This is a genomic window from Mesorhizobium sp. WSM4819 (assembly GCF_055811215.1).
This window is the reverse complement of sequence record NZ_JBVVQO010000052.1, coordinates 1-20,649: the sequence shown is the minus strand read 5'-3', so window position 1 is coordinate 20,649 and position 20,649 is coordinate 1. Positions and strand designations below refer to the sequence as shown.

General features: G+C 63.1%; 19 protein-coding genes and 2 pseudogenes. 10 read left to right on the top strand and 11 right to left on the bottom strand.

Annotated elements, in window-relative coordinates:
• Positions 1-56: 56 nt before the first annotated feature.
• The 3 genes from AC0L18_RS29985 to AC0L18_RS29975 all read right to left on the bottom strand — a co-directional run bounded on the left by AC0L18_RS29985 (position 57) and on the right by AC0L18_RS29975 (position 4,898).
• Entirely contained in the window at positions 57-3,536 is a 3,480-nt protein-coding gene (locus AC0L18_RS29985) for an indolepyruvate ferredoxin oxidoreductase family protein (RefSeq protein ID WP_473495387.1), read from the bottom strand.
• A 221-nt stretch (positions 3,537-3,757) separates the two neighbouring features.
• Complete coding sequence (locus AC0L18_RS29980) at positions 3,758-4,297, bottom strand: hypothetical protein (protein ID WP_473495386.1); 540 nt, start codon at positions 4,295-4,297, stop codon at positions 3,758-3,760.
• Positions 4,290-4,898: a CGNR zinc finger domain-containing protein gene (locus AC0L18_RS29975; protein WP_473495385.1), complete on the bottom strand. Its 609-nt coding sequence runs from the start codon at positions 4,896-4,898 to the stop codon at positions 4,290-4,292. Before AC0L18_RS29975 ends, AC0L18_RS29980 begins: the two co-directional genes overlap by 8 nt.
• 100 nt (positions 4,899-4,998) lie before the next feature.
• Between AC0L18_RS29975 and AC0L18_RS29970 the strand changes: the two genes are divergently transcribed.
• From AC0L18_RS29970 to AC0L18_RS29955, 4 genes are all read left to right on the top strand, one after another.
• On the top strand, positions 4,999-5,904 hold the full coding sequence (locus AC0L18_RS29970) for a branched-chain amino acid ABC transporter permease (RefSeq protein WP_473495384.1): 906 nt from the start codon (positions 4,999-5,001) through the stop codon (positions 5,902-5,904).
• Between the two features lie 274 nt (positions 5,905-6,178).
• Positions 6,179-6,763 carry a TRAP transporter small permease subunit gene (locus tag AC0L18_RS29965; RefSeq protein WP_287239047.1) on the top strand — a complete coding sequence of 195 codons (585 nt, stop codon included), beginning with the start codon at positions 6,179-6,181 and terminating at the stop codon, positions 6,761-6,763.
• A complete protein-coding gene (locus AC0L18_RS29960) occupies positions 6,760-8,532 on the top strand; it encodes a TRAP transporter large permease (protein ID WP_473495383.1) in 1,773 nt (590 codons plus the stop codon). The genes AC0L18_RS29965 and AC0L18_RS29960 overlap by 4 nt, the downstream gene beginning before the upstream one ends.
• 19 nt (positions 8,533-8,551) lie before the next feature.
• On the top strand, positions 8,552-9,574 hold the full coding sequence (locus tag AC0L18_RS29955) for a zinc-dependent alcohol dehydrogenase family protein (protein ID WP_473495382.1): 1,023 nt from the start codon (positions 8,552-8,554) through the stop codon (positions 9,572-9,574).
• A 65-nt stretch (positions 9,575-9,639) separates the two neighbouring features.
• On the opposite strand, the gene AC0L18_RS29950 is transcribed toward AC0L18_RS29955, so the two are convergent.
• Positions 9,640-10,749, bottom strand: coding sequence for a TRAP transporter substrate-binding protein (locus tag AC0L18_RS29950; protein WP_287246683.1), 1,110 nt, complete (start codon positions 10,747-10,749; stop codon positions 9,640-9,642).
• Positions 10,750-11,036: 287 nt separating this feature from the next.
• Between AC0L18_RS29950 and AC0L18_RS29945 the strand changes: the two genes are divergently transcribed.
• Positions 11,037-11,810 (top strand): gamma-glutamyl-gamma-aminobutyrate hydrolase family protein, encoded by a 774-nt coding sequence (locus AC0L18_RS29945; protein WP_473495381.1) that lies wholly within the window; start codon positions 11,037-11,039, stop codon positions 11,808-11,810.
• Positions 11,811-11,827: 17 nt separating this feature from the next.
• Here the strand turns inward: AC0L18_RS29945 and AC0L18_RS29940 are convergent, their stop codons facing one another.
• The 5 genes and pseudogenes from AC0L18_RS29940 to AC0L18_RS29920 all read right to left on the bottom strand — a co-directional run bounded on the left by AC0L18_RS29940 (position 11,828) and on the right by AC0L18_RS29920 (position 14,997).
• Positions 11,828-12,223 (bottom strand): hypothetical protein, encoded by a 396-nt coding sequence (locus AC0L18_RS29940; RefSeq protein WP_419695743.1) that lies wholly within the window; start codon positions 12,221-12,223, stop codon positions 11,828-11,830.
• Between the two features lie 82 nt (positions 12,224-12,305).
• Positions 12,306-13,289 carry a 2-hydroxyacid dehydrogenase gene (locus AC0L18_RS29935; RefSeq protein WP_473495380.1) on the bottom strand — a complete coding sequence of 328 codons (984 nt, stop codon included), beginning with the start codon at positions 13,287-13,289 and terminating at the stop codon, positions 12,306-12,308.
• Complete coding sequence (locus AC0L18_RS29930; RefSeq protein WP_023796812.1) at positions 13,286-14,308, bottom strand: LacI family DNA-binding transcriptional regulator; 1,023 nt, start codon at positions 14,306-14,308, stop codon at positions 13,286-13,288. Before AC0L18_RS29930 ends, AC0L18_RS29935 begins: the two co-directional genes overlap by 4 nt.
• A gap of 123 nt (positions 14,309-14,431) precedes the next feature.
• Positions 14,432-14,539, bottom strand: a pseudogene (locus AC0L18_RS29925) (EamA/RhaT family transporter); the annotation flags it as partial.
• 50 nt (positions 14,540-14,589) lie between these two features.
• Positions 14,590-14,997 carry a DUF2000 family protein gene (locus AC0L18_RS29920; RefSeq protein ID WP_473495379.1) on the bottom strand — a complete coding sequence of 136 codons (408 nt, stop codon included), beginning with the start codon at positions 14,995-14,997 and terminating at the stop codon, positions 14,590-14,592.
• 35 nt (positions 14,998-15,032) lie between these two features.
• On the opposite strand from AC0L18_RS29920, the pseudogene AC0L18_RS29915 reads away from it, so the two are divergent.
• A pseudogene (locus tag AC0L18_RS29915) lies at positions 15,033-15,910 on the top strand (AraC family transcriptional regulator).
• A 16-nt stretch (positions 15,911-15,926) separates the two neighbouring features.
• Here AC0L18_RS29915 and AC0L18_RS29910 read toward each other — a convergent pair.
• Together AC0L18_RS29910 and AC0L18_RS29905 are read right to left on the bottom strand one after the other, a co-directional pair.
• Positions 15,927-16,397: a MarR family winged helix-turn-helix transcriptional regulator gene (locus AC0L18_RS29910; protein WP_023796815.1), complete on the bottom strand. Its 471-nt coding sequence runs from the start codon at positions 16,395-16,397 to the stop codon at positions 15,927-15,929.
• A 218-nt stretch (positions 16,398-16,615) separates the two neighbouring features.
• Positions 16,616-17,347, bottom strand: a complete 732-nt coding sequence (locus AC0L18_RS29905; RefSeq protein ID WP_473495378.1) for an intradiol ring-cleavage dioxygenase — start codon at positions 17,345-17,347, stop codon at positions 16,616-16,618.
• A gap of 196 nt (positions 17,348-17,543) precedes the next feature.
• Between AC0L18_RS29905 and AC0L18_RS29900 the strand changes: the two genes are divergently transcribed.
• From AC0L18_RS29900 to AC0L18_RS29885, 4 genes are all read left to right on the top strand, one after another.
• Complete coding sequence (locus tag AC0L18_RS29900; RefSeq protein ID WP_473495377.1) at positions 17,544-18,599, top strand: CobW family GTP-binding protein; 1,056 nt, start codon at positions 17,544-17,546, stop codon at positions 18,597-18,599.
• 76 nt (positions 18,600-18,675) lie between these two features.
• Positions 18,676-18,954 carry a type II toxin-antitoxin system TacA family antitoxin gene (locus AC0L18_RS29895; protein WP_473495376.1) on the top strand — a complete coding sequence of 93 codons (279 nt, stop codon included), beginning with the start codon at positions 18,676-18,678 and terminating at the stop codon, positions 18,952-18,954.
• Positions 18,951-19,478 carry a GNAT family N-acetyltransferase gene (locus AC0L18_RS29890; protein WP_473495375.1) on the top strand — a complete coding sequence of 176 codons (528 nt, stop codon included), beginning with the start codon at positions 18,951-18,953 and terminating at the stop codon, positions 19,476-19,478. The genes AC0L18_RS29895 and AC0L18_RS29890 overlap by 4 nt, the downstream gene beginning before the upstream one ends.
• 122 nt (positions 19,479-19,600) lie before the next feature.
• The gene (locus AC0L18_RS29885; RefSeq protein ID WP_473495374.1) at positions 19,601-20,575 is read left to right on the top strand and encodes a WD40 repeat domain-containing protein; all 975 of its coding nucleotides are present in this window, start codon (positions 19,601-19,603) and stop codon (positions 20,573-20,575) included.
• Positions 20,576-20,649: the final 74 nt, after the last annotated feature.

The following is a 20,649-nucleotide window of genomic DNA, read 5'->3' as shown; positions in this document are numbered from 1 at the left end:
CACCATCAGGTCGGCTAACGCCAGGGAAGCTACCCTTCAGGTAAACAAGACATCGATCACTCGGCGGCCTGGAGTTCCGGCCGAGCCGGTGTCTTCGCCAGGCGATCGACCAGCCTCAGGCGCTCGCCGGCGGCCTTTTCGGCGCTGGCCCGCCTGACGTGACCATAGCCGCGAATGAGCGCCGGCACTGAGGCAAGCGCTGCCGCGGCCTCGACCTTGCCTGGCACCAGCGCGCCGGCGACAAGCTCCAGGTCGGCCTCGTACTGCGCAAGAAGCTGCCGTTCCATACGCCTTTCGGAGCTGTAGCCGAACACATCAAAGACCGTGCCGCGCAAGCCTTTCATCGCTGCCAGCAGGCGGAACCCCTTCATCATCCAGGGACCGAAGCTCGACTTCCTCGGCTTGCCGTCCTTGCCGCGCCTGGCCATGATCGGCGGCGCGAGATGGAATTCGAGTTTGTCGTAGCTCTGGAACTGCTTGCCCAGTTCAGCGGCAAAGGAGCCATCGGTGTAGAGCCTTGCCACCTCGTATTCGTCCTTGATCGCCATCAGCTTGAACAGGTTCCTCGCGGCGGCTTCGGTCACATCAGTCGAATCGGGCGCCACGCTGGCTTCGGCCTTGCGCAGCACGGCCACTCTGTCGGCATAGCGCTTGCCATAAGCGGCGTTCTGATAGGCGGTGAGGAAGGCGACGCGGCGGGCAATGACGTCATCGAGCGTCTCGGCGACAGCGGTGTTCTGTGCAGCCGTGCCCGGCTGGACGACGAGGGCGCGCACGAAATCCGGCTGGTGGGCGGCGCGGCGGCCCCAGCGGAAGGCTGAGACGTTCATCGCCACCGACTGGCCGTTGAGCTCGATCGCCTTTTCGACTGCCTCGGCAGACAGCGGCAAGCCGCCATGCTGAAAGGCGAAGCCGAGCATGAACATGTTGGCGCCGAGCGAGCTGCCGAACAGCGCGGTGGCGGTGCGGGTGGCATCGAAAAAATGCGCCTTGTCGTCGCCGGCGGCAGTGCGGATCGCCTTTTTCAGCCGCTCAACGGGCAGCGAGAAATCGGCCGACCGGGTAAACTCGCCGGGCATGATCTCCGCGGTGTTGGCGAGGAAGATCGTGTGGCCTTCGCGCACCGCGGCGAGCACCTTTTGGGCGCCCGACACGACGAGGTCGCAGCCAAGCACAAGGTCTGCCTTGCCGGCCGAAACGCGGATGGCATGGATATCGTCCGGGCTGCGCGCGATGCGGACATGGGTGAACACCGAGCCGCCCTTCTGGGCAAGGCCGGCCATGTCGATCATGCCGCAGCCCTTGTCTTCGAGATGAGCCGCCATGCCAAGCACCGCGCCGATGGTGACGACGCCGGTGCCGCCGACGCCGTCGATGATCGCCGCCCAGCCTTGGTCGCCGAGCGGGAATTCCGCGGGCGCGGGCACGCCGTCGAGCGGATCGGTGGTGCCGGCCATACCCTCGGCCTTCCTGATCTTGGCGCCATGCACGGTGACGAAGGACGGACAGAAGCCGTTGATGCAGGAGAAATCCTTGTTGCAGCTCGACTGATCGATCTTGCGCTTGCGGCCGAATTCGGTCTCGACCGGCTGGATCGACACACAATTCGACTGCACCCCACAATCGCCGCAGCCTTCGCAGACCAGTTCGTTGATGAAGACGCGCTTGTCGGGATCGGGGAAGGTGCCGCGCTTGCGGCGGCGGCGCTTTTCGGCGGCGCAGGTCTGGTCGTAGATCAGCACGGATGTGCCTCTGACCGCGCGCAATTCGCGCTGCACGAGGTCGAGGTCGTCGCGGTGATGGATGGTGGCGCCGGCGGGGAATTCGACCTTGCCGGTATATTTGGCCGGTTCGTCGGTGACGATGGCGATCCGCCCGACGCCCTCGGCCCGCACCTGCCTGGCAATCATGTCCACGGTCAGGCCACCCTCGTGCGGCTGGCCGCCGGTCATGGCGACGGCGTCATTGTAGAGGATCTTGTAGGTGATGTTGGCGTCGGTCGACAGCGCGAAGCGGATCGCCAGCGCGCCGGAGTGGTTGTAGGTGCCGTCGCCGAGATTCTGGAAGATGTGGTCGCGCTTCGAGAACGGCGCCTGGCCGACCCATTGCGCGCCCTCACCGCCCATGGCGGTGAAACCTACGGTGTCGCGATCCATCCACAGCGCCATGAAATGGCAGCCGATGCCAGCGGCGGCGAGCGAGCCGTCGGGCACCTTGGTCGAGGAATTGTGCGGACAGCCGGAGCAGAAGAAGGGCGTGCGCGAGGCAATGTCTGTTGTCTCGGCGAGCATCGCCTGGAACTGGCGAAGTTTCGCCACCCGCGCGGCGATCTCGTCCGACGGACCGATCGTCCGCAAGATTCTCTCGCCGAGCGCGATGGCGATGTCGTTGGGATCGAGCGCGCCCTTGGCCGGGAACAGCCCGTCGCCGCGCTCGTCTCTCTTGCCGACGATGACCGGGTGCATGGCGGTGCCGTAAAGGTTCTCGCGCAGTTGCACCTCGATCAGCGAGCGTTTCTCCTCGACGACGACGATGGTGTCGAGTCCGCGAGCGAAGTCGGCGATGTGCTGCAGGTCGAGCGGCCACGGGCAGCCAACCTTGAACAGCCTGATACCGATGCGGTTGGCGGCGGCTTCGTCGACGCCGATGTCTTCCAGCGCCTGGCGAACGTCGAGATAGCTCTTGCCGACGGTGACGATGCCAAGCTTCGGGCCACTGCCGCCGGAATAGACGATCCGATTCAGCCCGTTGGCGTGGATAAAGGCCGAAGCGGCGGCGCGTTTGTATTCATGCAGTCGCTCCTCCTGGCCGAGCATGTCGATCTCGTTGCGGATGTTGAGGCCGCCGGGCGGCATCTCGAAGTCCGGGACGACGATATCAAGCCGTTCGAGCGCGGCATCGACCGAAGCCGTCGATTCGATGTTGTCCTTGACGCATTTGATCGCCGCCCAGGTGCCGGCGAAGCGCGACATGGCAATGCCATAGAGCCCATAGTCGATGATCTCCTGGACCCCGGCCGGATTGAGGATCGGCACCATGGTGTCGACAAACAGGAACTCGGTCGCGTGCGCGTTGGTCGAGGATTCGGCCATGTGGTCGTCGCCCATCAGGGCGAGCACGCCGCCATGTCTTGACGAGCCGGCAAGATTGGCATGGCGGAAGACGTCGCCGGAGCGGTCGACGCCCGGTCCCTTGCCGTACCAGACCGAAAAGACGCCGTCATGCGTGCCCTCACCCAGCAATTCGGCCTGCTGCGATCCCCAGCAGGCGGTGGCCGCGAGTTCCTCGTTGAGGCCGGGCTGGAAGACGACGTCCGACTGGGCGAGCTGCTTCCTGGCCTTCCAAAGCTGCATGTCGAGGCCGCCGAGCGGCGAGCCGCGGTAGCCGGAGACGAAGCCAGCGGTGTTCAGGCCAGCCCGGCGGTCGCGCTCGCGCTGCATCAAAAGCATGCGGATGACCGCCTGCGCGCCGGAAAGGAAGACGCGCTCCTTTCGCAGGTCGAACTTGTCGTCGAGCGCGACATCATGCAGCGTCATCAGGCATTTCCTCTGCGGAGGCCGCAGTTCGAGCGCAGCCAACGTCGGAGTTGGAGGCTGCAGTGTTTCTCCCCTTGCCGGGCAGGTCAAACAAAATCGAAGATGCCAGGCGAGGCGCAACAAACGATCCGGTCCACGCCCGATTCTGTAAGAAACGCGCACCAATTGGTCCGTCAGCGCCAAGAAAATTCCGGCCGCGACCGATACCGGCGATGTTTGCGTCAGCCGGCCTTCGAACAGTCGGGCTTGGGCGCGCCCGGCAGCTTGCCGTCCGGATGACCGGCAAGCTCTGGATTGGGCGTATAGAGCTGATCGATGACCAGCGGCCGATCGGGCAGGACCGATTGGTCCTGCGTCGACATCAGCGTGGTGTCGATCTTCTGGAGGATTGCACCGTTGGCATCCTTGATGCTGATCGAGATCGCATAGGGCTTGTCCTTGACGATGCAAGAAAGCGCCGGGCTCTCCAGCGACACCTTGCCGAGCTTCGGCCAAATTCTCTGTTCGACGATCAGTGGCTCGCCGCCTGCTGGGTTCTGGAAGCTGGCGACCGCAACCTGTCCTTCCTCCATAGGCTGCAGCGGCCTCAGCGTGACGACAAAGGTTGCCCTTGCGAGGCGATAATTGAAGACGACCAGCCTGCCGGAAATCTCGAACAATCTGCCTTCGCCGTCCTTGCCGGTATCGCGGCAGGCGCCGAGCGTTGCCGCGGCCACGAGCATGGCGCCGACAACGATCAGGCGCAAGATTTTCCTAGACATTGGCGGTCCCTCTGGCTGCCGTTCGGCGGCGATAGTGGCGACTTGCCTTCTGGCGGTTGCCGCACACCGCCATGTCGCACCAACGACGGCTGGAATTGCGGCTTCGGTCGAGAAACAACCAGCTGCAATTGGGGCAGATCCTCAGCCTTGCGACGGTGTCAGCCTGCAGCAGCGACAGTGCGGAAACCGCCAGTGCCGCCTCGAAGGCGATGGGCGTCGCCGGCTCGCCGAACGGCCGTCCCGGCGCACCGATCTCGGTGCGGCCGTCCGCGAGACCGTCGGCGCAGGCCTTCAGGAAGCCAGGCAGATCGCCTGTAGTGACCGCGCCCTTCGACACCGCACGACGAAACAGCCGGTCGGTCGTCTCGCGGATCGCCAGCACGACCGGCGCGATCCTGCCCGGGAACGGCGCTTCGAGCCGCCTGCCGCCAAGCTCGGCGGCGCGAAAGACGCTTGCCGCGTCGGCGAAACGGGCGATCTCCGCCGGATCTTTGAACCGGTCGAAGGTTTTCCGGGGATCGCCGCGCAGCACGACGGTGTTCGCCGTGTCGAGCGCAAGAAGGCCGCCAGTGAAGCGGTGCGGGGTCCAGGAAACCGTCATGGGCGCCATTTCTAACCGATAAGCTGCGTTTGACAAGTTAGATTGCCGATGCAAATCTGCTTCGCACGGACGCGGTTCTCCGCGATCCAAGGACATTGGCATGCTCTATTTCTTCCAGCAGGTGCTGAACGGGCTGCATTCCGGCGCGCTCTATGCCCTGCTCGCCTTCGGCTATGTGCTGACCAACGGCATCCTGCACCGGACGAACCTCGCCTATGGGGCGCTCTTCGCCTTTTGCGGACAGACGATGATTCTCACCGCGGCCTTCGGCTATCAGGCCCTGTGGCTGACCCTGTTCGCGGCCGTCGCGCTCGGTATAGTCGCGGCGTTCCTGTATGCGGGGCTGATCAGCCATGTCCTGTCGCGCAGCATCTTCGAGCCGCTGGCCGACCGCACGCCCAATGCGATCGTGGTGACGACGCTGGGCATATTGCTGCTGCTGTCGGAGGCAAGCCGCATCGCCGCTGACACGCATGATCTGTGGCTGCCGCCAATGCTGGCCCAGCCCATCATTTTTGCGAACGGGGCCAACTTCAATGCCACCCTGACGCTTATCCAATTGCTCGACTGCGGGATCGTCGTGGCAACCATTGTGCTCGCCTCCTGGGCGTTCGCCCGCTCGAGTTTCGGCCGGCGCTGGCGCGCCGTGTCCGACGACCCCAAAGCCGCCGCCATGTGCGGCGTCGACGTGCGCGCGGTGTTTCGGCACGCGGTGCTCGCCGGCGGCCTTTGCGCGGCGCTGGCCGGTATCCTCGCCGGCCTCTACTATGGCAACATCAGCTTCGGCTCCGGCCTGGTCTACGGGCTGAAAATCCTGTTCGTGACGGCGGTGGGCGGCTATCTCTCGCCGTTGCGGGCAGCACTTGGCGCTGCCGCTTTCGGCATGGCCGAATCGCTGTGGGCCGGCTATTTCCCGGTCGAGTGGCGCGACGCCTGGATGTACCTGTTGCTCGTCGCCATGCTGGTGCTGATCGGCGCCGGGCGAGACCAGAGCAAGATCGTCTGACTGCGCCAACCTGGGTAGCGCTAGCCGCAGACGCCACTTTGATTTTTGCGCATGATCCCTCCCGCGGCTGTTTCGCCCCTTCCCCATGCCACAAGATTGTTTTACTCGGTCTGCCCTGTGTTGACCCGCCGGTCCACGCACGGCATACCGTTGGGCCACATCGAAGCGGCGGAAAACAAGCGGGAATCGGCGCGTCGCTAATACTTTGAGTCACGCATCGTGCCTTCCGAAAATCGACACCGATTTTCGGGCCGAAGCGTAAAGGGAGGAATGTATGGCAGGGCTTCTCACTCTATCCAGAACGATTGACCGTGTGAACGAGTTCATCGGCAAATGGGTGTCGTGGCTGATCCTGCTGGCAATCCTGGTCAGTGCCGCCAATGCAGTCATCCGAAAGACGTTCGACATGTCGTCGAACGCGTGGCTGGAATTGCAGTGGTATTTGTTCGGCGCCGCCTTCATGCTGGCCGCTGCCTACACGCTTAAGCAGAACGACCATATCCGCATCGACATCGTCTACGGTATGTTCTCGCGCCGCGTGCAGCACTGGATCGACCTTTTCGGCCATCTCTTCTTCCTGATGCCGTTCGTGACGCTGATGGTGATCTATTTCGTCCCCTATGTGTCACTGTCGTTTCACAGCGGCGAAATGTCGAACAATTCCGGCGGGCTGATCATCTGGCCGGCGAAGGCGATTCTGCTGGCCGGCTTTTTCCTGCTCGCGCTGCAGGGCATCTCGGAGATCATCAAGAAGATCGCCATCATGCGCGGCGACATGGACGATCCCACACCGTTCATATCGGTGCATGAACAGGCCGAACTCGAAGCGAAGGCGCTCGCCGAAGAGGTGCGCTCGTGATCGAGTTCATCGCCCAGAACATGGCGCCGATCATGTTCGCCTCGCTGGTCATCTTCCTGCTGATCGGCTATCCGGTCGCCTTCTCACTCGCCGCCAACGGCCTGCTGTTCTTCTTCATCGGTGTTGTGCTGTCACCCTATTCGGGCGGATCGATCAATCTCGCCTGGCCGCTGCTGCACGCGCTGCCGGATAATTTCTACGGCAGCCGGGTAATGTCGAACGACACGCTGCTGGCCATCCCGTTCTTCACTTTCATGGGCATCGTACTCGAACGATCGGGCATGGCCGAGGACCTTCTCGACACGATCGGCCAATTGTTCGGACCGATCCGCGGTGGCCTCGCCTATGCCGTGATCTTCGTCGGCGCGCTGCTTGCCGCAACCACGGGCGTGGTGGCTGCCTCCGTCATCGCCATGGGCCTGATCTCGCTGCCGATCATGCTGCGCTACGGCTATGACCGCCGAGTGGCGTCCGGCGTCATTGCCGCGTCGGGCACGCTCGCCCAGATCATTCCGCCGTCGCTGGTGCTGATCGTTCTGGCCGACCAGCTCGGTCGCTCTGTCGGCGACATGTATGCGGGTGCGCTGATCCCGGGGATGGTTCTGACCGGCCTTTACACGACGTATATCGTGATCATGTCGATCATTCGGCCGAACTCGATGCCGGCCCTGCCGCTGGAGGCCCGCACCCTCGGCCACGGTGTCCTGTCGCTGCTGGTCGCGGTGCTGGCGGCAGTCGTGGTTTCCTACGCGGCCTATCGCTATCTGGCGTCCTCGCAGGGCCAAAACGCCGACATCCTCGGCGCCACCATCGGCGTGATCCTCATCTATGTCGTGGCAATCGCCGACCAGCGCCTGAAGATCAACATGATGTCGCGGCTGGCGCAGCAGGTGATCATCGTGCTGATCCCGCCACTGGCGCTCATCTTCCTGGTGTTGGGCACCATCTTCCTCGGCATCGCCACGCCGACCGAAGGCGGCGCCATGGGCGCTGTCGGCGCGCTGATCATGGCGGCGATGAAGGGGCGGCTGTCGCTGGACGTGATCAAGCAGGCGCTGGCGTCGACGACGCGGCTATCCTCCTTCGTGCTGTTCATCCTGATCGGCGCGCGCGTGTTCTCGCTCACTTTCTACGGCGTCAACGGCCATATCTGGGTCGAACACCTCCTGACCTCGCTGCCGGGCGGCGAGATCGGCTTCCTGATCGGCGTCAACATCCTCGTCTTCCTGCTCGCCTTCTTCCTCGATTTCTTCGAGCTCGCCTTCATCATAGTGCCGCTCTTGGCGCCGGCCGCCGACAAGCTCGGAATCGACCTGATCTGGTTCGGCGTGCTGCTCGGCGTCAACATGCAGACCAGCTTCATGCACCCGCCATTCGGCTTCGCGCTGTTCTACCTGCGTTCGGTCGCCGCCCGGGTGCCCTATCTCGATCGCCTCACCGGCAAAAAGATCGCGCCGGTAACCACCGGCCAGATCTATTGGGGGGCGGTGCCCTTCGTTTGCATCCAGGTGATCATGATCGGCTTGACCATCGCCTTCCCGCAAATGGTGATGCACTACAAGGGCACGGCTGCGGACCCGGGCACGATCGACTACCAGGTGCCGGAAACGCCGAGCCTGTCGCCGCTCGGCGTTCCGCCTGCGGATGGCGGCACGGCGCCGACTGCGCCTGCACCGGATCTGTCGCAGCCGCCGAATTTCGGTGAAACGCCGGCTGCCAAGCCGGCAGCGCCAGCGCCCAATCTGTCCCAACCACCGAGTTTCAATTGACGCCGGAGGCTCTACAGACATGAAAGCGGTGCGGCTGGAGGGCGTCGGCAGCATCGCCCTTCGGGAGGTCGACAAGCCCGTGGCCGGGCCGGACGATCTCCTGGTACGGATCGAGGCCTGCGGCGTCTGCGGCACTGACCGGCATCTTTTCCATGGCGAATTTCCCTGTACGCCGCCGGTGACGCTCGGACATGAATTCTCCGGGATCGTCGAGGCGATTGGAACCGCCGTGTCCGGCTTTTCGGTCGGCGATCGCGTCACCGGCGATCCCAACATCGCCTGCGGGCACTGTCCGCACTGCCACGCCGGTCGCATCAATCTGTGCCATAATCTGGTTGCCATCGGCATCCGCCGCGACGGCGGCTTCGCCGAATATGTCGTGCTGCCTCAGAAGCATGCCTTCCTCCTCCCGAAAGACCTGAGGCCGACGCATGGCGCGTTCTGCGAGCCGCTTGGCTGCTGCCTGCATGGCGTGGACCTGGCGCAGATCAGACCCGGCTCCTCGGTCGCCGTGCTTGGCGGCGGCGTGATCGGCCTGCTCACCGTGCAACTGGCGAGGCTTGCCGGCGCGACGACAATCATCCTGTCGACGCGCCAGGCCTCGCGGCGTGCCCTTGCAGAAGAATTGGGCGCAACAGCGACGGTCGATCCAACCGCTTGCGACATCATCGACACGGTCGTCGGTCCGTCGGGCCTCCTGCCGGGTGGTGTCGATGTGGTGTTCGAATGTGCCGGCGTAAGGGACACGGTCGAGCAATCGATGCGGCTCGCCAGGGCCGGTGGCACGGTTGTCGTCGTCGGCGTGATGCCTCAAGGCATGAAGGCCGAATTCGAGCCTTTCGACCTGTTGTTCCGGGAATTGAGGGTGCTGGGGTCGTTCCTCAATCCGTTTACGCATCGCCGGGCTGCCGATCTCATCGCCTCGGGTGCGATCGAGATCGACAAGCTCATCTCCCGGCAGGTGACGCTTGAGGATGCGGCTGCGGTGATCGCCAATCCGCCCGCGCCAGGCGAGGTCAAGGTGCTGGTGCTGCCCCTCTGATCAGCAAATCAAAGCGTTTCGGCGCCACGCGTCCGAAGAACGCGTGGCGCCGAACTAAACTGTTGTCAGAGTTTGGCGGAGCGCTGCTGGACCATCATGAAGGTGTCGTAATTGTACTCGGCCACCTGCGCCCAGAGATAGTGCTCCTTGCGGAATGCCTTGATCGAGTCCCATATCTTCTTGAACGGCGCGTTTGAGGCTTCCATCTCGGCATAGACCTCGTTTGCCTTTTCGGAGCAGGCTGCCAAGATTTCCGGGCTGAACGGGCGCAATTTGGCGCCCGCGGACACCAGTCGCCTCACGGCCGCCGGATTCAGAAAGTCGTATTTCTGCAGCATGTTGGCGTCGGCGGCCTGCGCCGCGGTGCGCACCAGCGCCTTGTAGGCCGGCGAAAGCTCCTCGTATTTCGCCTTGTTGAACATCAGATGGACGGTCGGCCCGCCTTCCCACCAGCCGGGATAATAATAATTGGGCGCGACCTTGTAGAACCCGAGCTTCTCATCGTCATAAGGGCCGACCCATTCGGCGGCGTCGATGGTGCCTTTCTCCAGCGCTGGATAGATATCGCCGCCGGCGATCTGCTGCGGCACGACGCCGAGCCTTTCCACCACTTTGCCGGCAAAGCCACCGATGCGCATCTTGAGTCCCGAAAGGTCGGCGACGGTGTTGATCTCCTTGCGGAACCAGCCGCCCATCTGCACGCCGGTGTTGCCGCCCGGCAGGCCAAAAAGGCCCTGCGTGGCGAGAAACTCGTTGAACAGGTCGATGCCGCCGCCGTGGTAATGCCAGGCATTGATGCCGCGCGCGTTGAGCGAGAACGGAACCGCGGCACCTAGTGCCCATGTCGGGTCCTTGCCCCAATAATAATATGCCACCGTATGGCAGGCCTCGACGGTGCCGGCGGTGGTGGCGTCCGCGGCCTGCAGGCCGGGCACCAGTTCACCAGCGGCGAAGACCTGGACCTGGAAGTTGCCGTCGGTCGCCTCCGAAAGCATCCTGGAAAAGACCTCGGCGCCACCATAGATCGTATCGAGGGATTTCGGGAAGGACGACGCCAGGCGCCATGTCACTTTCGGATTGGTTTGGGCGATAGCCGGCGCGGCAAGCGCCGCCGTAGCCGCCGCAGCGCCGACACCGGTCACACCGGCTTTGCGGATGAATGATCGACGATCCATGAAGTCCTCCCTATTGGATCAACAGACCGACGTTCGGGAGATGCTCTGTGCCCCGGATCGGCTTCGCGGCAAACAATACACGGGCAAGAAGTCGAGTCCAGCCATCGGAGCCGGTTTTGCCGGCGGCGTTTTCGCGAAATACGCGGCGCGAACGCACCTCCTGCAACTTAAGTCTAACGCCCCTTCCGTGGCCCATGCGACATGCCGAACTTGTCATGGCAAAGCGCCTTCGGATCGCCTATTTTAAAGGCAGAACAATCCTTGCACTGAATGGACCCGGATCAAAAATGCAGCAGCCGCTTGTCGCCATATCGACCGACGTCCGCCAGTTCGACAACTACACCTGGCATGCCGCTCCGCAGCAATATCTGGAGGCGGCGCTTTCGGCGGCCGGCGTGTTCCCGGTGCTGGTGCCGTCCTTCGGCGACCGGCTCGATTTCGATGAACTCCTGTCATCGGTCGACGGCGTCATGATCACCGGCTCGAAGTCCAATGTTCATCCCTCGCACTATGGCGGCGATGCCAGCGAGGCCAACGGCCCCTACGATCCGGCCCGCGACGCCACGACGCTGCCGCTGATCCGCAAGGCAGTGGAGCGCGGCGTGCCGCTGCTCGCCATCTGCCGCGGCATCCAGGAGATGAATGTGGCGCTGGGCGGCACGCTAGCCACAGAAATCCAGGAGCGCGAGGGATCGCTGGACCATCGGGCACCGGCGAGCGACAATCAGGACGAACGCTTCGCCATCCACCAGACCATTTCGATCAAGCCCGGAAGCTGCCTCGCCGGCGTGTTCGGGGCAGGCGACATCTTGGTCAATTCGGTGCACCGCCAGGCCATCGACCGGCTCGGCCCGAAGCTGCAGATAGAGGCGGTCGCAGGCGACGGCACGGTCGAGGCGGTTTCGGTGCGCGACGCCCGGGCTTTCGCCGTCGGCGTCCAGTGGCATCCCGAATACTGGGTCAAGTCGGACAGCGTCTCAGCAAGGATATTCCGTGCCTTCGGCGACGCGGTGCGCCTGCACGCCGCGGCGAAATCCGGCGCGTGGGCCGCCGCGGAATAGTTCGTCGGACGTCAACGTCAATCGCTGCCGGCCGCCAGCGACAGCAGCGGCAGGGCTGGTGCGTAGGATTCATAACCGTCGCCGTCGGCGACGCCGAAAGTGACGATCGGGTCGATGCCGTTCGCGCTGAAGGTGACCGTGCCGTCATCCTGCTCACGCCAGAATTTCGCGCGCTCGATGCCGGGCAAGACACGGTGGCAATTCGCAGTGACCGTCAACAGCGACAGGCCATGCGCAACCTCAGTGCCGCGCTTGACCGCGCAGGACGCTTCGTCGCCATTGGCCACCAGCCGGTAGTCGCCGGGCGACTGCGTCGACTCATCGGCTGTGCGGCCTTCGCCTCCGCCGCTGTGAAACAGCTGAACGCTGCCGAACAGCGCGACCACCGCTATCAATGCAGCAAGTGCTTTCATCTGCGTTCTCCGGGTATTTGGCGATAGATAAAGATGATTTCAAAGCGTTAAACCGTGGTTAACAAATAGGAAAGCGTGCCGCTCAGCTGCGCGCCTTGAGCTTTTCCGTTTCCGGCACCGGCGTCAACGCCCTCCCCTTCGAAAACCAGGAAATCAGATTGTCAACGCACAGATCGGCCATGGCGCGGCGGGTATGTTCCGAAGCCGAGCCGACATGCGGCAAAAGTGAAGTGTTGGGGGCGGCGAGCAGCGCCGGCGGCACGTTCGGCTCGTCGGCGAAGACGTCGAGCCCGGCAGCGGCGATGGTGCCGCCGGCAAGCGCTGCGGCAAGAGCTGCCTCGTCGATCGTGCTGCCGCGACCGATGTTGACGAAGACGCCATTCGGGCCGAGCGCCGACAGGATCTCGACGTTGACCGCCTTTTCCGTCGAGGCGCCGCCGGGCGCCACCGAGATCAGCGTATCGACCGCCTCGGCAAGGCCTTTCAGCGTGCCGTGGTATTCGTAGGGCAAGCCTTCGACCTGGCGCCGGTTATGGTAGGCGATCGGCAGCCCAAAGGCCTCCAGCCGGCGCGCAATGGCGAGACCGATGCGGCCCATGCCGAAAATACCGACACGACGGCCGCGCAAGGTCAGCCGGCTTAGCGGATAGTTACCGTTGCGTGCCCAACTGCCGTCGCGCAGCCAGGTCTCGGCGCGCGGCAGCTCGCGGACGGTGTTGATCAAAAGCCCGATCGCCGTATCGGCGACCTCCTCGGTCAGCACATCCGGCGTGTTGGTGACCATGACGCCGCGCTGCGCTGCGTGACGGGCATCGACCGAATCATAGCCGACGCCGAAATTGGCAATGATCTCGAGATTCGGCAGCGCGTCGATGAGGGCTGCGTTGATCCCGCCAAAGGCGGCAATGCCGCGCACCGTCCGGCGCATCTCGTCGGTGACCAGCGACGCATCAGGCCGTTCGATCCAGACACGGCTGAACGTCCGGTCGATGCGGCCGACCGCGTGGTCGTTGAATTGGCCCGGCACCAGAATGGCGACTGCTTGCTGCTGTTCGGCTTTTGTCATGCACGTTCCACTGGTTTGCCGGTCGACTGGCGCACATGCAGTTCCGGCTTGATCAGTTCCTGCGACGGTCGCACCATCTGCCCATTGAGCTTGTCGAGCAGCGCGCTGGCGGCGCGGCGGCCGACTTCACGCTGGCCATTCCACACGGTGGTCAGCGCCGGCGTCGCGATCGCTGCTTCCTCGAGATCGTCGTAGCCGGTCACGGATATGTCAATGCCCGGCACGAGTCCGGCGCGTGCAATGCCGTTCATCAGGCCGATGGCGACGAGGTCGTTCCAGCAGCAGGCCGCGGTCGGCTTGTCCTTCAGCGCCAGGAACTGCCCGGCGGCCTCGAAGCCAGCCTGTTTGGTGCGCGGGCCGGGGATGCGCCAGGACGGCCTGACCTCCAGCCCTGCCGCCTCCATGGCGTTGAGATAGCCCTGGTAGCGGTCGCGGCCGGTCGAGGTCTGGTCGGTGCCGCCGATCATGGCGATGCGTTTATGGCCGAGCGAGATCAGATGGTTGGTGGCTAGCCCGGTGCCATAGGCATCGTCGCCACGAAACACCGGCACGTCAGCGCCTTCGACGGTGCGTGCGATCAGCACCGCCGGCAGGCCGTTTTCCTCGGCCATGAAGATGTCTTCGGGCGGCGTGCCGATGGCCGGCGACATGATGACGCCGTCGGCGCCAAGCTGCAGCAGCGTGTCTATGAAGGTGCGCTGCTTTTCGAGCTGGTCGTAATGGTTCGACAGGATGAAGGTCTGCCGGCTGCGGTCGAGCTCGCTTTCGATCGAGCGCAGGATCTCGGCGAAGAAGGGATTCATGATGTCGTGGACGACGACGCCGACGATGCCCGAACGCGAGGTGCGCAAGCTGGCGGCGCGGCGATTGTAGATATAGCCGATGGCGCGGGCATGTTCCTTGATGCGGTCGCGGGTGTTTCCAGCAACCAGCGGGCTGTCGCGCAGGGCCAGCGAGACCGTGGCCGTGGACACACCGAGCGCATCCGCGATCGTTGAAAGCTTGATCTTCTGTGCCAGCGCCTTGCGCTCCCCCGACGATCCAGAGCTGATCCATGATCTCCAGCGAAAACCGGATGCCCGTTTTCAGGATCATGGTCTAAACAGTTTAAACGCGGCCTTATGCCACCCTTCCGAAACAAATCAAAGTTTTTTTGCCAGCGCATCCACCTCGATGTCGAGGGCAGCGCGGTTGCGCACGCGAAGCCGGTGCTCGCGATGAACGATATAAAAGCCGCTGGCGACGATGACGAGCACCGAGGACACCGAGCGTCAACAGGATGAACCAGTGTCGATATGCATCAGGGATGCATGCGGGCACCCTTGGTGATCTTGTCGACAAGCTTCCTTTCGGCGCGCAGCGCGATTCCGACGACCTTGGCATCGTCGGGTGCGAACTCGGCAAAGACGGCGCGGTTCGCCGCGTCGTGGCCGGTCGAAAACATTTCCTCGACGTAGAGCGAGGTCGTCACACCGCGCTCCAGCGCCCGCCGGTGGATCGCACTGAGCGTCGAGCGATCGGCCGAAAGCACGATGATCGGCTGGATCGAGAGCGGATTATAGATATTGCCGGCGCGGTCGCGATAGGGTTCGCCGATGATGTCGCTATACTGCGCGACGATGCCGCTGGTCAGGAACGCGGTGACGTTGAGCTTTTGCCAGACGGGAAGGTTATCCTGCAGCACGATTGCAAATTTCGTGTCGAACATGAGACATTTGCCATTCGAGGTTTGTGAATGAAGTGATGTCACACGGTCTAGATGGCGAGGCCTTTCAGGGTCTTGGACGTTTGTGCGTTGACGCGGCTGAGAACAGCGTCATCTCGGCGCCCGATTGCGTCGGAATGGAGCGTATCGAGGCCCGGTTCCACGGCAGCGCCTTCGATCTCCATCGTCACGATACCTACGCCATCGGCGTGACGCTGCATGGCGTCCAGACTTTCCGGTATCGCGGCGCGACGCATCACAGCCTGCCCGGCCAGATTATCGTGCTCCATCCGGACGAATTGCACGATGGCGGCGCCGGCACTGAAGACGGTTTGCGTTACAGGATGCTTATCTGGAGCCGTCCATCGTGCTGGACTGCCTGGATCAGACAGGCGCATCGCTGCCTTTCGTCAGGAATGCCGTGGTGACGGATCCTGTTTTCCGCACACGGCTGCTTTCGGCGCTGGGGCCGTTGGACCAGAAGCTGGACGATCTGTTTGTCGCCGACTTCGTTGCGCAATTGATGCGAAGCCTGGCACGGCATTCAGGCCGGCCGGCGAAACCGATCCCAAGGACAGCGTGGCGGGCTGTCAGCCTGGCACGCGACTATCTGGAAGAAAATGTTTTCCGTACCGTCCGTTCCGACGAGCTAGAGGCGATCACCGGGCTCGATCGCTACGCCCTATCGCGGCAATTCCGTGCCGCTTTCTCCACCAGTCCGCACCGCTTTCTCTTGATGCGCCGGCTTCAACGAGCACGCGGCTTGATCGAAGCGAGCGAGTCATTGGCTGAGATCGCAATAGCGGCCGGTTTCAACGACCAAAGTCATTTCAGCAGGCACTTCAAGAAGGCGTTCGGTGTCACGCCGGGCCGCTGGTCGGCATTGGTGCATGGATCGTCAGCAGCCGCTGCCTGATGGCGTCAGCCGCGGATCATTCGTCGGCGTCGATCTCGTCATCGACGAGAACCATCTCTCCGTTCGAGAGGTTCGCCTCAACGCGGGCGAGCAGCTTGAACAGCGCCTTCTGGTCCTTTTTATCGAGCCCCTTCAGCGCCTGCTTCTCGGTCTTCTTCACCGATTTCTCGATGGCATGAATGATTTCGCGGCCAGTGTCGGTCAGAAAGATATGGGCCTGGCGGGCATCGGCGGAAGAAGCGCGTTTTTCCAGAAAGCCTTGCGCCTGCAGCCGGTTGATGGTCTTGGTGATGGTCGGCGGGCGAACACCGAGGCGACCGGCAAGATTGCCGGGCGTCTGCCCGTCCTCACGGTCGAGCGCCAGCATGATCTGGTCCTGGCCGGCATAGAAGCCGTGCGCCAAAAGCCGCGCGGCGAGTGCCGTACGCGCCAGCCGCGCCGCCGAATGCAGCCGGCTCATTGTCGCAGTCTTGTCCGCCTTGGCCATGGCTATCCCTCTTCGGCCGAACCGGTGTGGACAGCATAGAGGCAGCCGCCCGGTTGGCAATGGACGATCAAAAAAGATCCGGCTTTGCAAAACAGCTTTGCCGGCAAGCAATGCGGTGTCCGCCGAGGCTAATGCCAGATGTTTATTTCAGTTAGATGACAAACGACTTTTCAGCGCAGGTGGTCGGGTTCGGCAGGAGCGCCGCACCGATGCGGGTCTCAATCAGCCCTCACCGCGACGATCATCAAGGCCTGGTAGGCGTCCGCCACCTCGCGCAGCGCCGCCTGCGAAAGCGGCCCGGCGCGCCGCGCGATACCGTCCCTGGCGTTCGACGTATCCCGCTTGCCGGACCGGTCGGTGTAGGGCGCGACAGTAGTGAATATCTGTTCGCTCAGGCCGTCGGGGAAAAACAGCTGGCCGCTCATCACCGAATTGTCGTTGGAGAAGACTTTGAAATGGATGTGGGTGGTGCGGCCGCGATACCAGCCGGGATAGATGGTGGCGAACGAGACGATGCCGCTGTCATCGGTCTTTTGCCAACCGCGCAGAAAACTCTGGCCTGACGTATCGACATCCTGGCCGTCGCCTTGTCCCGGATAGCCTGAATAATGGCCTTGCGCGTCGCAATGCCAGATATCGACCCGCGCGCCGGCAAGCGGCCGGCAGCCTGCGTCGATGACCTGCAGCCGCAGATTGAGGGCAATGCCCGCTTTGCCTTCGGTGATATCGGCGCGTTCGAGCTTCGGGTCGAAATAGAACGGGCCCTCGGTCGCTTCCGGTGTGATCGCGCAGACGCCGGCGCCGCTATCGAACAGGGCAAGCCCGGCATAGGGCGAGGCCTGCTGCGCCAGCGCGATGCCCGGCAGAAAGACACCGCCGACCGCGCTAACGGCAATGAGGCCAAGCGCCTGGCGCCGACTCAACGGCAAGGAGGACGGTTTGTCGGACATCCGACGCCTCTTTTTGGTTTCTGTCGAGCAAGCTGGCTTGGTCTTATCTAGTCAGTGAGGCCAGCCAACGCCAATGAAAACCCGGCATGTTGGGAAAACCCGGCAATGTTGGCGACCTGTTTGGCCCATCGGTTGCCACGTGCAAAAGCACGGCGTGCATCCTATATGGAGCCAACAATCCTTTTCGAGGCCCAACATGAGCGATGCACAGACGATACAAATCCCGGTAACCGTTCTCACCGGCTATCTTGGCGCCGGCAAGACGACGCTGCTAAACCGCATCCTTTCGGAAAGCCACGGCAAGCGCTACGCCGTCATCGTCAATGAGTTCGGTGAGATCGGCATCGACAACGAGTTGATCGTGGAATCCGACGAGGAAATCTACGAGATGAACAATGGTTGCGTCTGCTGCACGGTGCGCGGCGACCTGATCCGCGTCGTCGAGGGCTTGATGCGCCGGCCAGGCCGCTTCGACGCCATCGTGATCGAGACGACCGGCCTCGCCGATCCGGTGCCGGTGGCGCAGACCTTCTTCATGGACGACGACGTGCGCTCCAAGACCAGGCTCGACGCGGTGGTGGCGCTGGTCGACGCCAAGCACCTGCCGTTGCGGCTGAAGGATTCCCGCGAAGCCGAGGACCAGATCGCCTTTGCCGATGTCGTCGTGCTCAACAAGACCGATCTCGTCACGCCGGAGGAACTGAGCAAGGTCGAGGCGACGATCCGCGCGATCAACCCGGCGGCCCGGATCCATCGCACCACGCGCGCCGGCCTGGCGCTGTCCGAGGTGATCGACCGCGGCGCCTTCGACCTTTCCCGGGCGCTGGAGAACGATCCGCATTTCCTCGAGGCGCGTGACGACCACGACCATCATGACCATGACCATCATGACCATGATCATCACGATCATGACGGGCATCATCACCATGATCACGCGCACCCGTCCGATATCCATGACGTGACGGTGCAGTCGGTGTCTCTGCGGGGCGGCGAGATGGACCCGAAAAAATTCTTCCCCTGGATCGAGAAGATCACCCAGATGGAAGGCCCTAACATCCTGCGTCTGAAAGGGATCATCGCGCTTAAAGGCGATGACGAGCGCTACGTCATTCAGGGCGTGCACATGATCATCGAGGGCGACCACCAGCGCGCCTGGAAGGACGGCGAGAAGCACGAGAGCCGGCTGGTCTTCATCGGCCGCGAACTCGACGCCGAGCGGCTGAAGAAGAGTTTTGATGCCTGCCAGGCGTAACGGACCGAATAAGGATTAATTATTGCCTTGTGTACACATACCATGTGTACGTAAGTGGCACAAAAGAGGACAGGTCATGTCCAGATCCGCCGACAATAAAACCGAACGTTTTCAGATGCGCATTCCACCGGCGCAGAAGGCGATCATCGCCCGCGCTGCGGCGCTGTCGCACAAGGACATGGCCGATTTCATCCTGGACAAGATCGTACCCGAAGCGCAGGCAGTGATCGAAGCTGCCGAGGTGATGAGGGTTTCCAACCGCGACTTCACACGCATCCTTGACCTACTTGAGAACCCGCCGAAACCCAATGCCAGGCTGCGAGCGGCGATTGCCGCCTTGCCGGATACTCTGTGACGCTTCCGTTCTGGCACGAGGAGCCGATTGCGAAACGGCACGATCGGGCTTCTTTCGATTGCGGTGATGCGCAGATGAACAATTTTCTGCGGCGGTTCGCACGGCAGAGCCACGATCAGAACGCGGCCAAGACCTTCTGTGCAATCGACAACGTGGCTTCGGACCGGGTCCTCGGTTTCTATACAATTGCCCCTTCCGCTGTAGCTCATGAAGCAGTGCCCGACGCCATGACGAAAGGCTTGGCGCGACACGAGGTTTCCGGCTTCAAGCTTGGCCGGCTTGCAACCGACCGGGCCGTCGCCGGGCAAGGGCTCGGAGGTCAGCTGCTAGCCGTCGCCGCGTTGCGCTGCCTGCGGCTTGCAGGTGAGGGCGGCGGCATCCTGCTCATCATCGACGCCAAGAACGAGCGGGCAGCACGGTGGTATGCCAGGTATGCTGCCGAGAGCCTCCAAGGCCAGGATTTGACCTTGGTGATGCCATTGGCCACGTTCGCAACTGGTCTGCGGGCCAAGGGACTGCTTTGACGATCGCCTGTCGCCACAATTGTGGTTTCGATGCAGATCCTCATGGTTGCCGGAACCGCAAACGTCGAGTAAGCCGCCTAAGCCGCCCCTGCAATCTTGTCCAGCCGTGAACCACGATAGCCATGCCCACAGTCGCCCCGCTTGATCTCCAGGGACATTGCATCGCCGCCGTTTTCCTTGGCGACGTGCCGCATTTCGCACTGGCCGACGGCACAGTCCATCGGCTGGACCATGGCCACAAGACGGCGCAGGCCAATGACGGGCTTCTCGCCGCCTTCCACGATGCGGCCAATGACCGGCTGATCACCGGCGGCGAGGACGGCAAGATTTTTTCCGTTACCGCCGGCGGCAATGCGGCAGAATTGGCAAGCGCCGGGAAGAAATGGATCACCAGCGTTGCCGCCGGACCACAGGGCGCCATCGCCTATGCCTCGGGCAAGATCGCCTTCGTGCGTTTCTCCGACGGCAAGACCAAGGAATTCATGCATCCGCGTTCGGTCGAGGGGCTGGCGTTCTCGCCCAAGGGGATGCGCTTCGGCGTCGCCCGCTACAATGGCGCGACGCTGCATTTCCCGGCGGCGAACGGCAAGCCAGTCGAGTTGGAATGGGCAGGCGCCCATACCGGCATCACCTTCTCGCCGGATGGCGCCTTCCTCGTCACCACCATGCAGGAGAACGCGCTGCATGGCTGGAAGCTCGCCGATGGCAAGCACATGCGGATGAGCGGCTATCCCGGTAAAGTCAAAAGCCTGTCGTGGGCGCCCAAGGGAAAATGGCTGGCCAGTTCCGGAGCCCCGGCGGCGATCGTCTGGCCGTTTTCGGGCAAGGACGGGCCGATGGGCAAGGCGCCGCTGGAACTCGGCACGCGCGGCAACGCCATGGCGACCTCGGTCGCCTGCCATCCGAGCCAGGATGTCGTCGCCGTCGGCTATGACGACGGCATGGTGATGGCGGTGCGTTTCGCGGACGCCAAGGAGGTGCTTCTGCGCCGACCGGGCAAGGGCGCCATTACCTCGATGATGTGGGACAAGGAGGAACGCCGCGTCGCCTTCGGCAGCGCCGCCGGCGACTGCGGCGTCATCGATATTTCGGTCTAGCTAGGGGAGTAGGGGAGTAGGGGAAGCAGTTTTTAAACATATGACGCTGCCGGCGAAGGCGTTGGTGTAGTTGT

Coding starts and splice junctions, on each gene's coding strand:
- AC0L18_RS29985 (WP_473495387.1), bottom strand. CDS start 3,536: ATGACGCTGCATGATGTCGCGCTCGACGACAAGTTCGACCTGCGAAAG.
- AC0L18_RS29980 (WP_473495386.1), bottom strand. CDS start 4,297: ATGTCTAGGAAAATCTTGCGCCTGATCGTTGTCGGCGCCATGCTCGTG.
- AC0L18_RS29975 (WP_473495385.1), bottom strand. CDS start 4,898: ATGACGGTTTCCTGGACCCCGCACCGCTTCACTGGCGGCCTTCTTGCG.
- AC0L18_RS29970 (WP_473495384.1), top strand. CDS start 4,999: ATGCTCTATTTCTTCCAGCAGGTGCTGAACGGGCTGCATTCCGGCGCG.
- AC0L18_RS29965 (WP_287239047.1), top strand. CDS start 6,179: ATGGCAGGGCTTCTCACTCTATCCAGAACGATTGACCGTGTGAACGAG.
- AC0L18_RS29955 (WP_473495382.1), top strand. CDS start 8,552: ATGAAAGCGGTGCGGCTGGAGGGCGTCGGCAGCATCGCCCTTCGGGAG.
- AC0L18_RS29950 (WP_287246683.1), bottom strand. CDS start 10,749: ATGGATCGTCGATCATTCATCCGCAAAGCCGGTGTGACCGGTGTCGGC.
- AC0L18_RS29945 (WP_473495381.1), top strand. CDS start 11,037: ATGCAGCAGCCGCTTGTCGCCATATCGACCGACGTCCGCCAGTTCGAC.
- AC0L18_RS29940 (WP_419695743.1), bottom strand. CDS start 12,223: ATGAAAGCACTTGCTGCATTGATAGCGGTGGTCGCGCTGTTCGGCAGC.
- AC0L18_RS29935 (WP_473495380.1), bottom strand. CDS start 13,289: ATGACAAAAGCCGAACAGCAGCAAGCAGTCGCCATTCTGGTGCCGGGC.
- AC0L18_RS29920 (WP_473495379.1), bottom strand. CDS start 14,997: ATGTTCGACACGAAATTTGCAATCGTGCTGCAGGATAACCTTCCCGTC.
- AC0L18_RS29910 (WP_023796815.1), bottom strand. CDS start 16,397: ATGGCCAAGGCGGACAAGACTGCGACAATGAGCCGGCTGCATTCGGCG.
- AC0L18_RS29905 (WP_473495378.1), bottom strand. CDS start 17,347: ATGTCCGACAAACCGTCCTCCTTGCCGTTGAGTCGGCGCCAGGCGCTT.
- AC0L18_RS29900 (WP_473495377.1), top strand. CDS start 17,544: ATGAGCGATGCACAGACGATACAAATCCCGGTAACCGTTCTCACCGGC.
- AC0L18_RS29895 (WP_473495376.1), top strand. CDS start 18,676: ATGTCCAGATCCGCCGACAATAAAACCGAACGTTTTCAGATGCGCATT.
- AC0L18_RS29885 (WP_473495374.1), top strand. CDS start 19,601: ATGCCCACAGTCGCCCCGCTTGATCTCCAGGGACATTGCATCGCCGCC.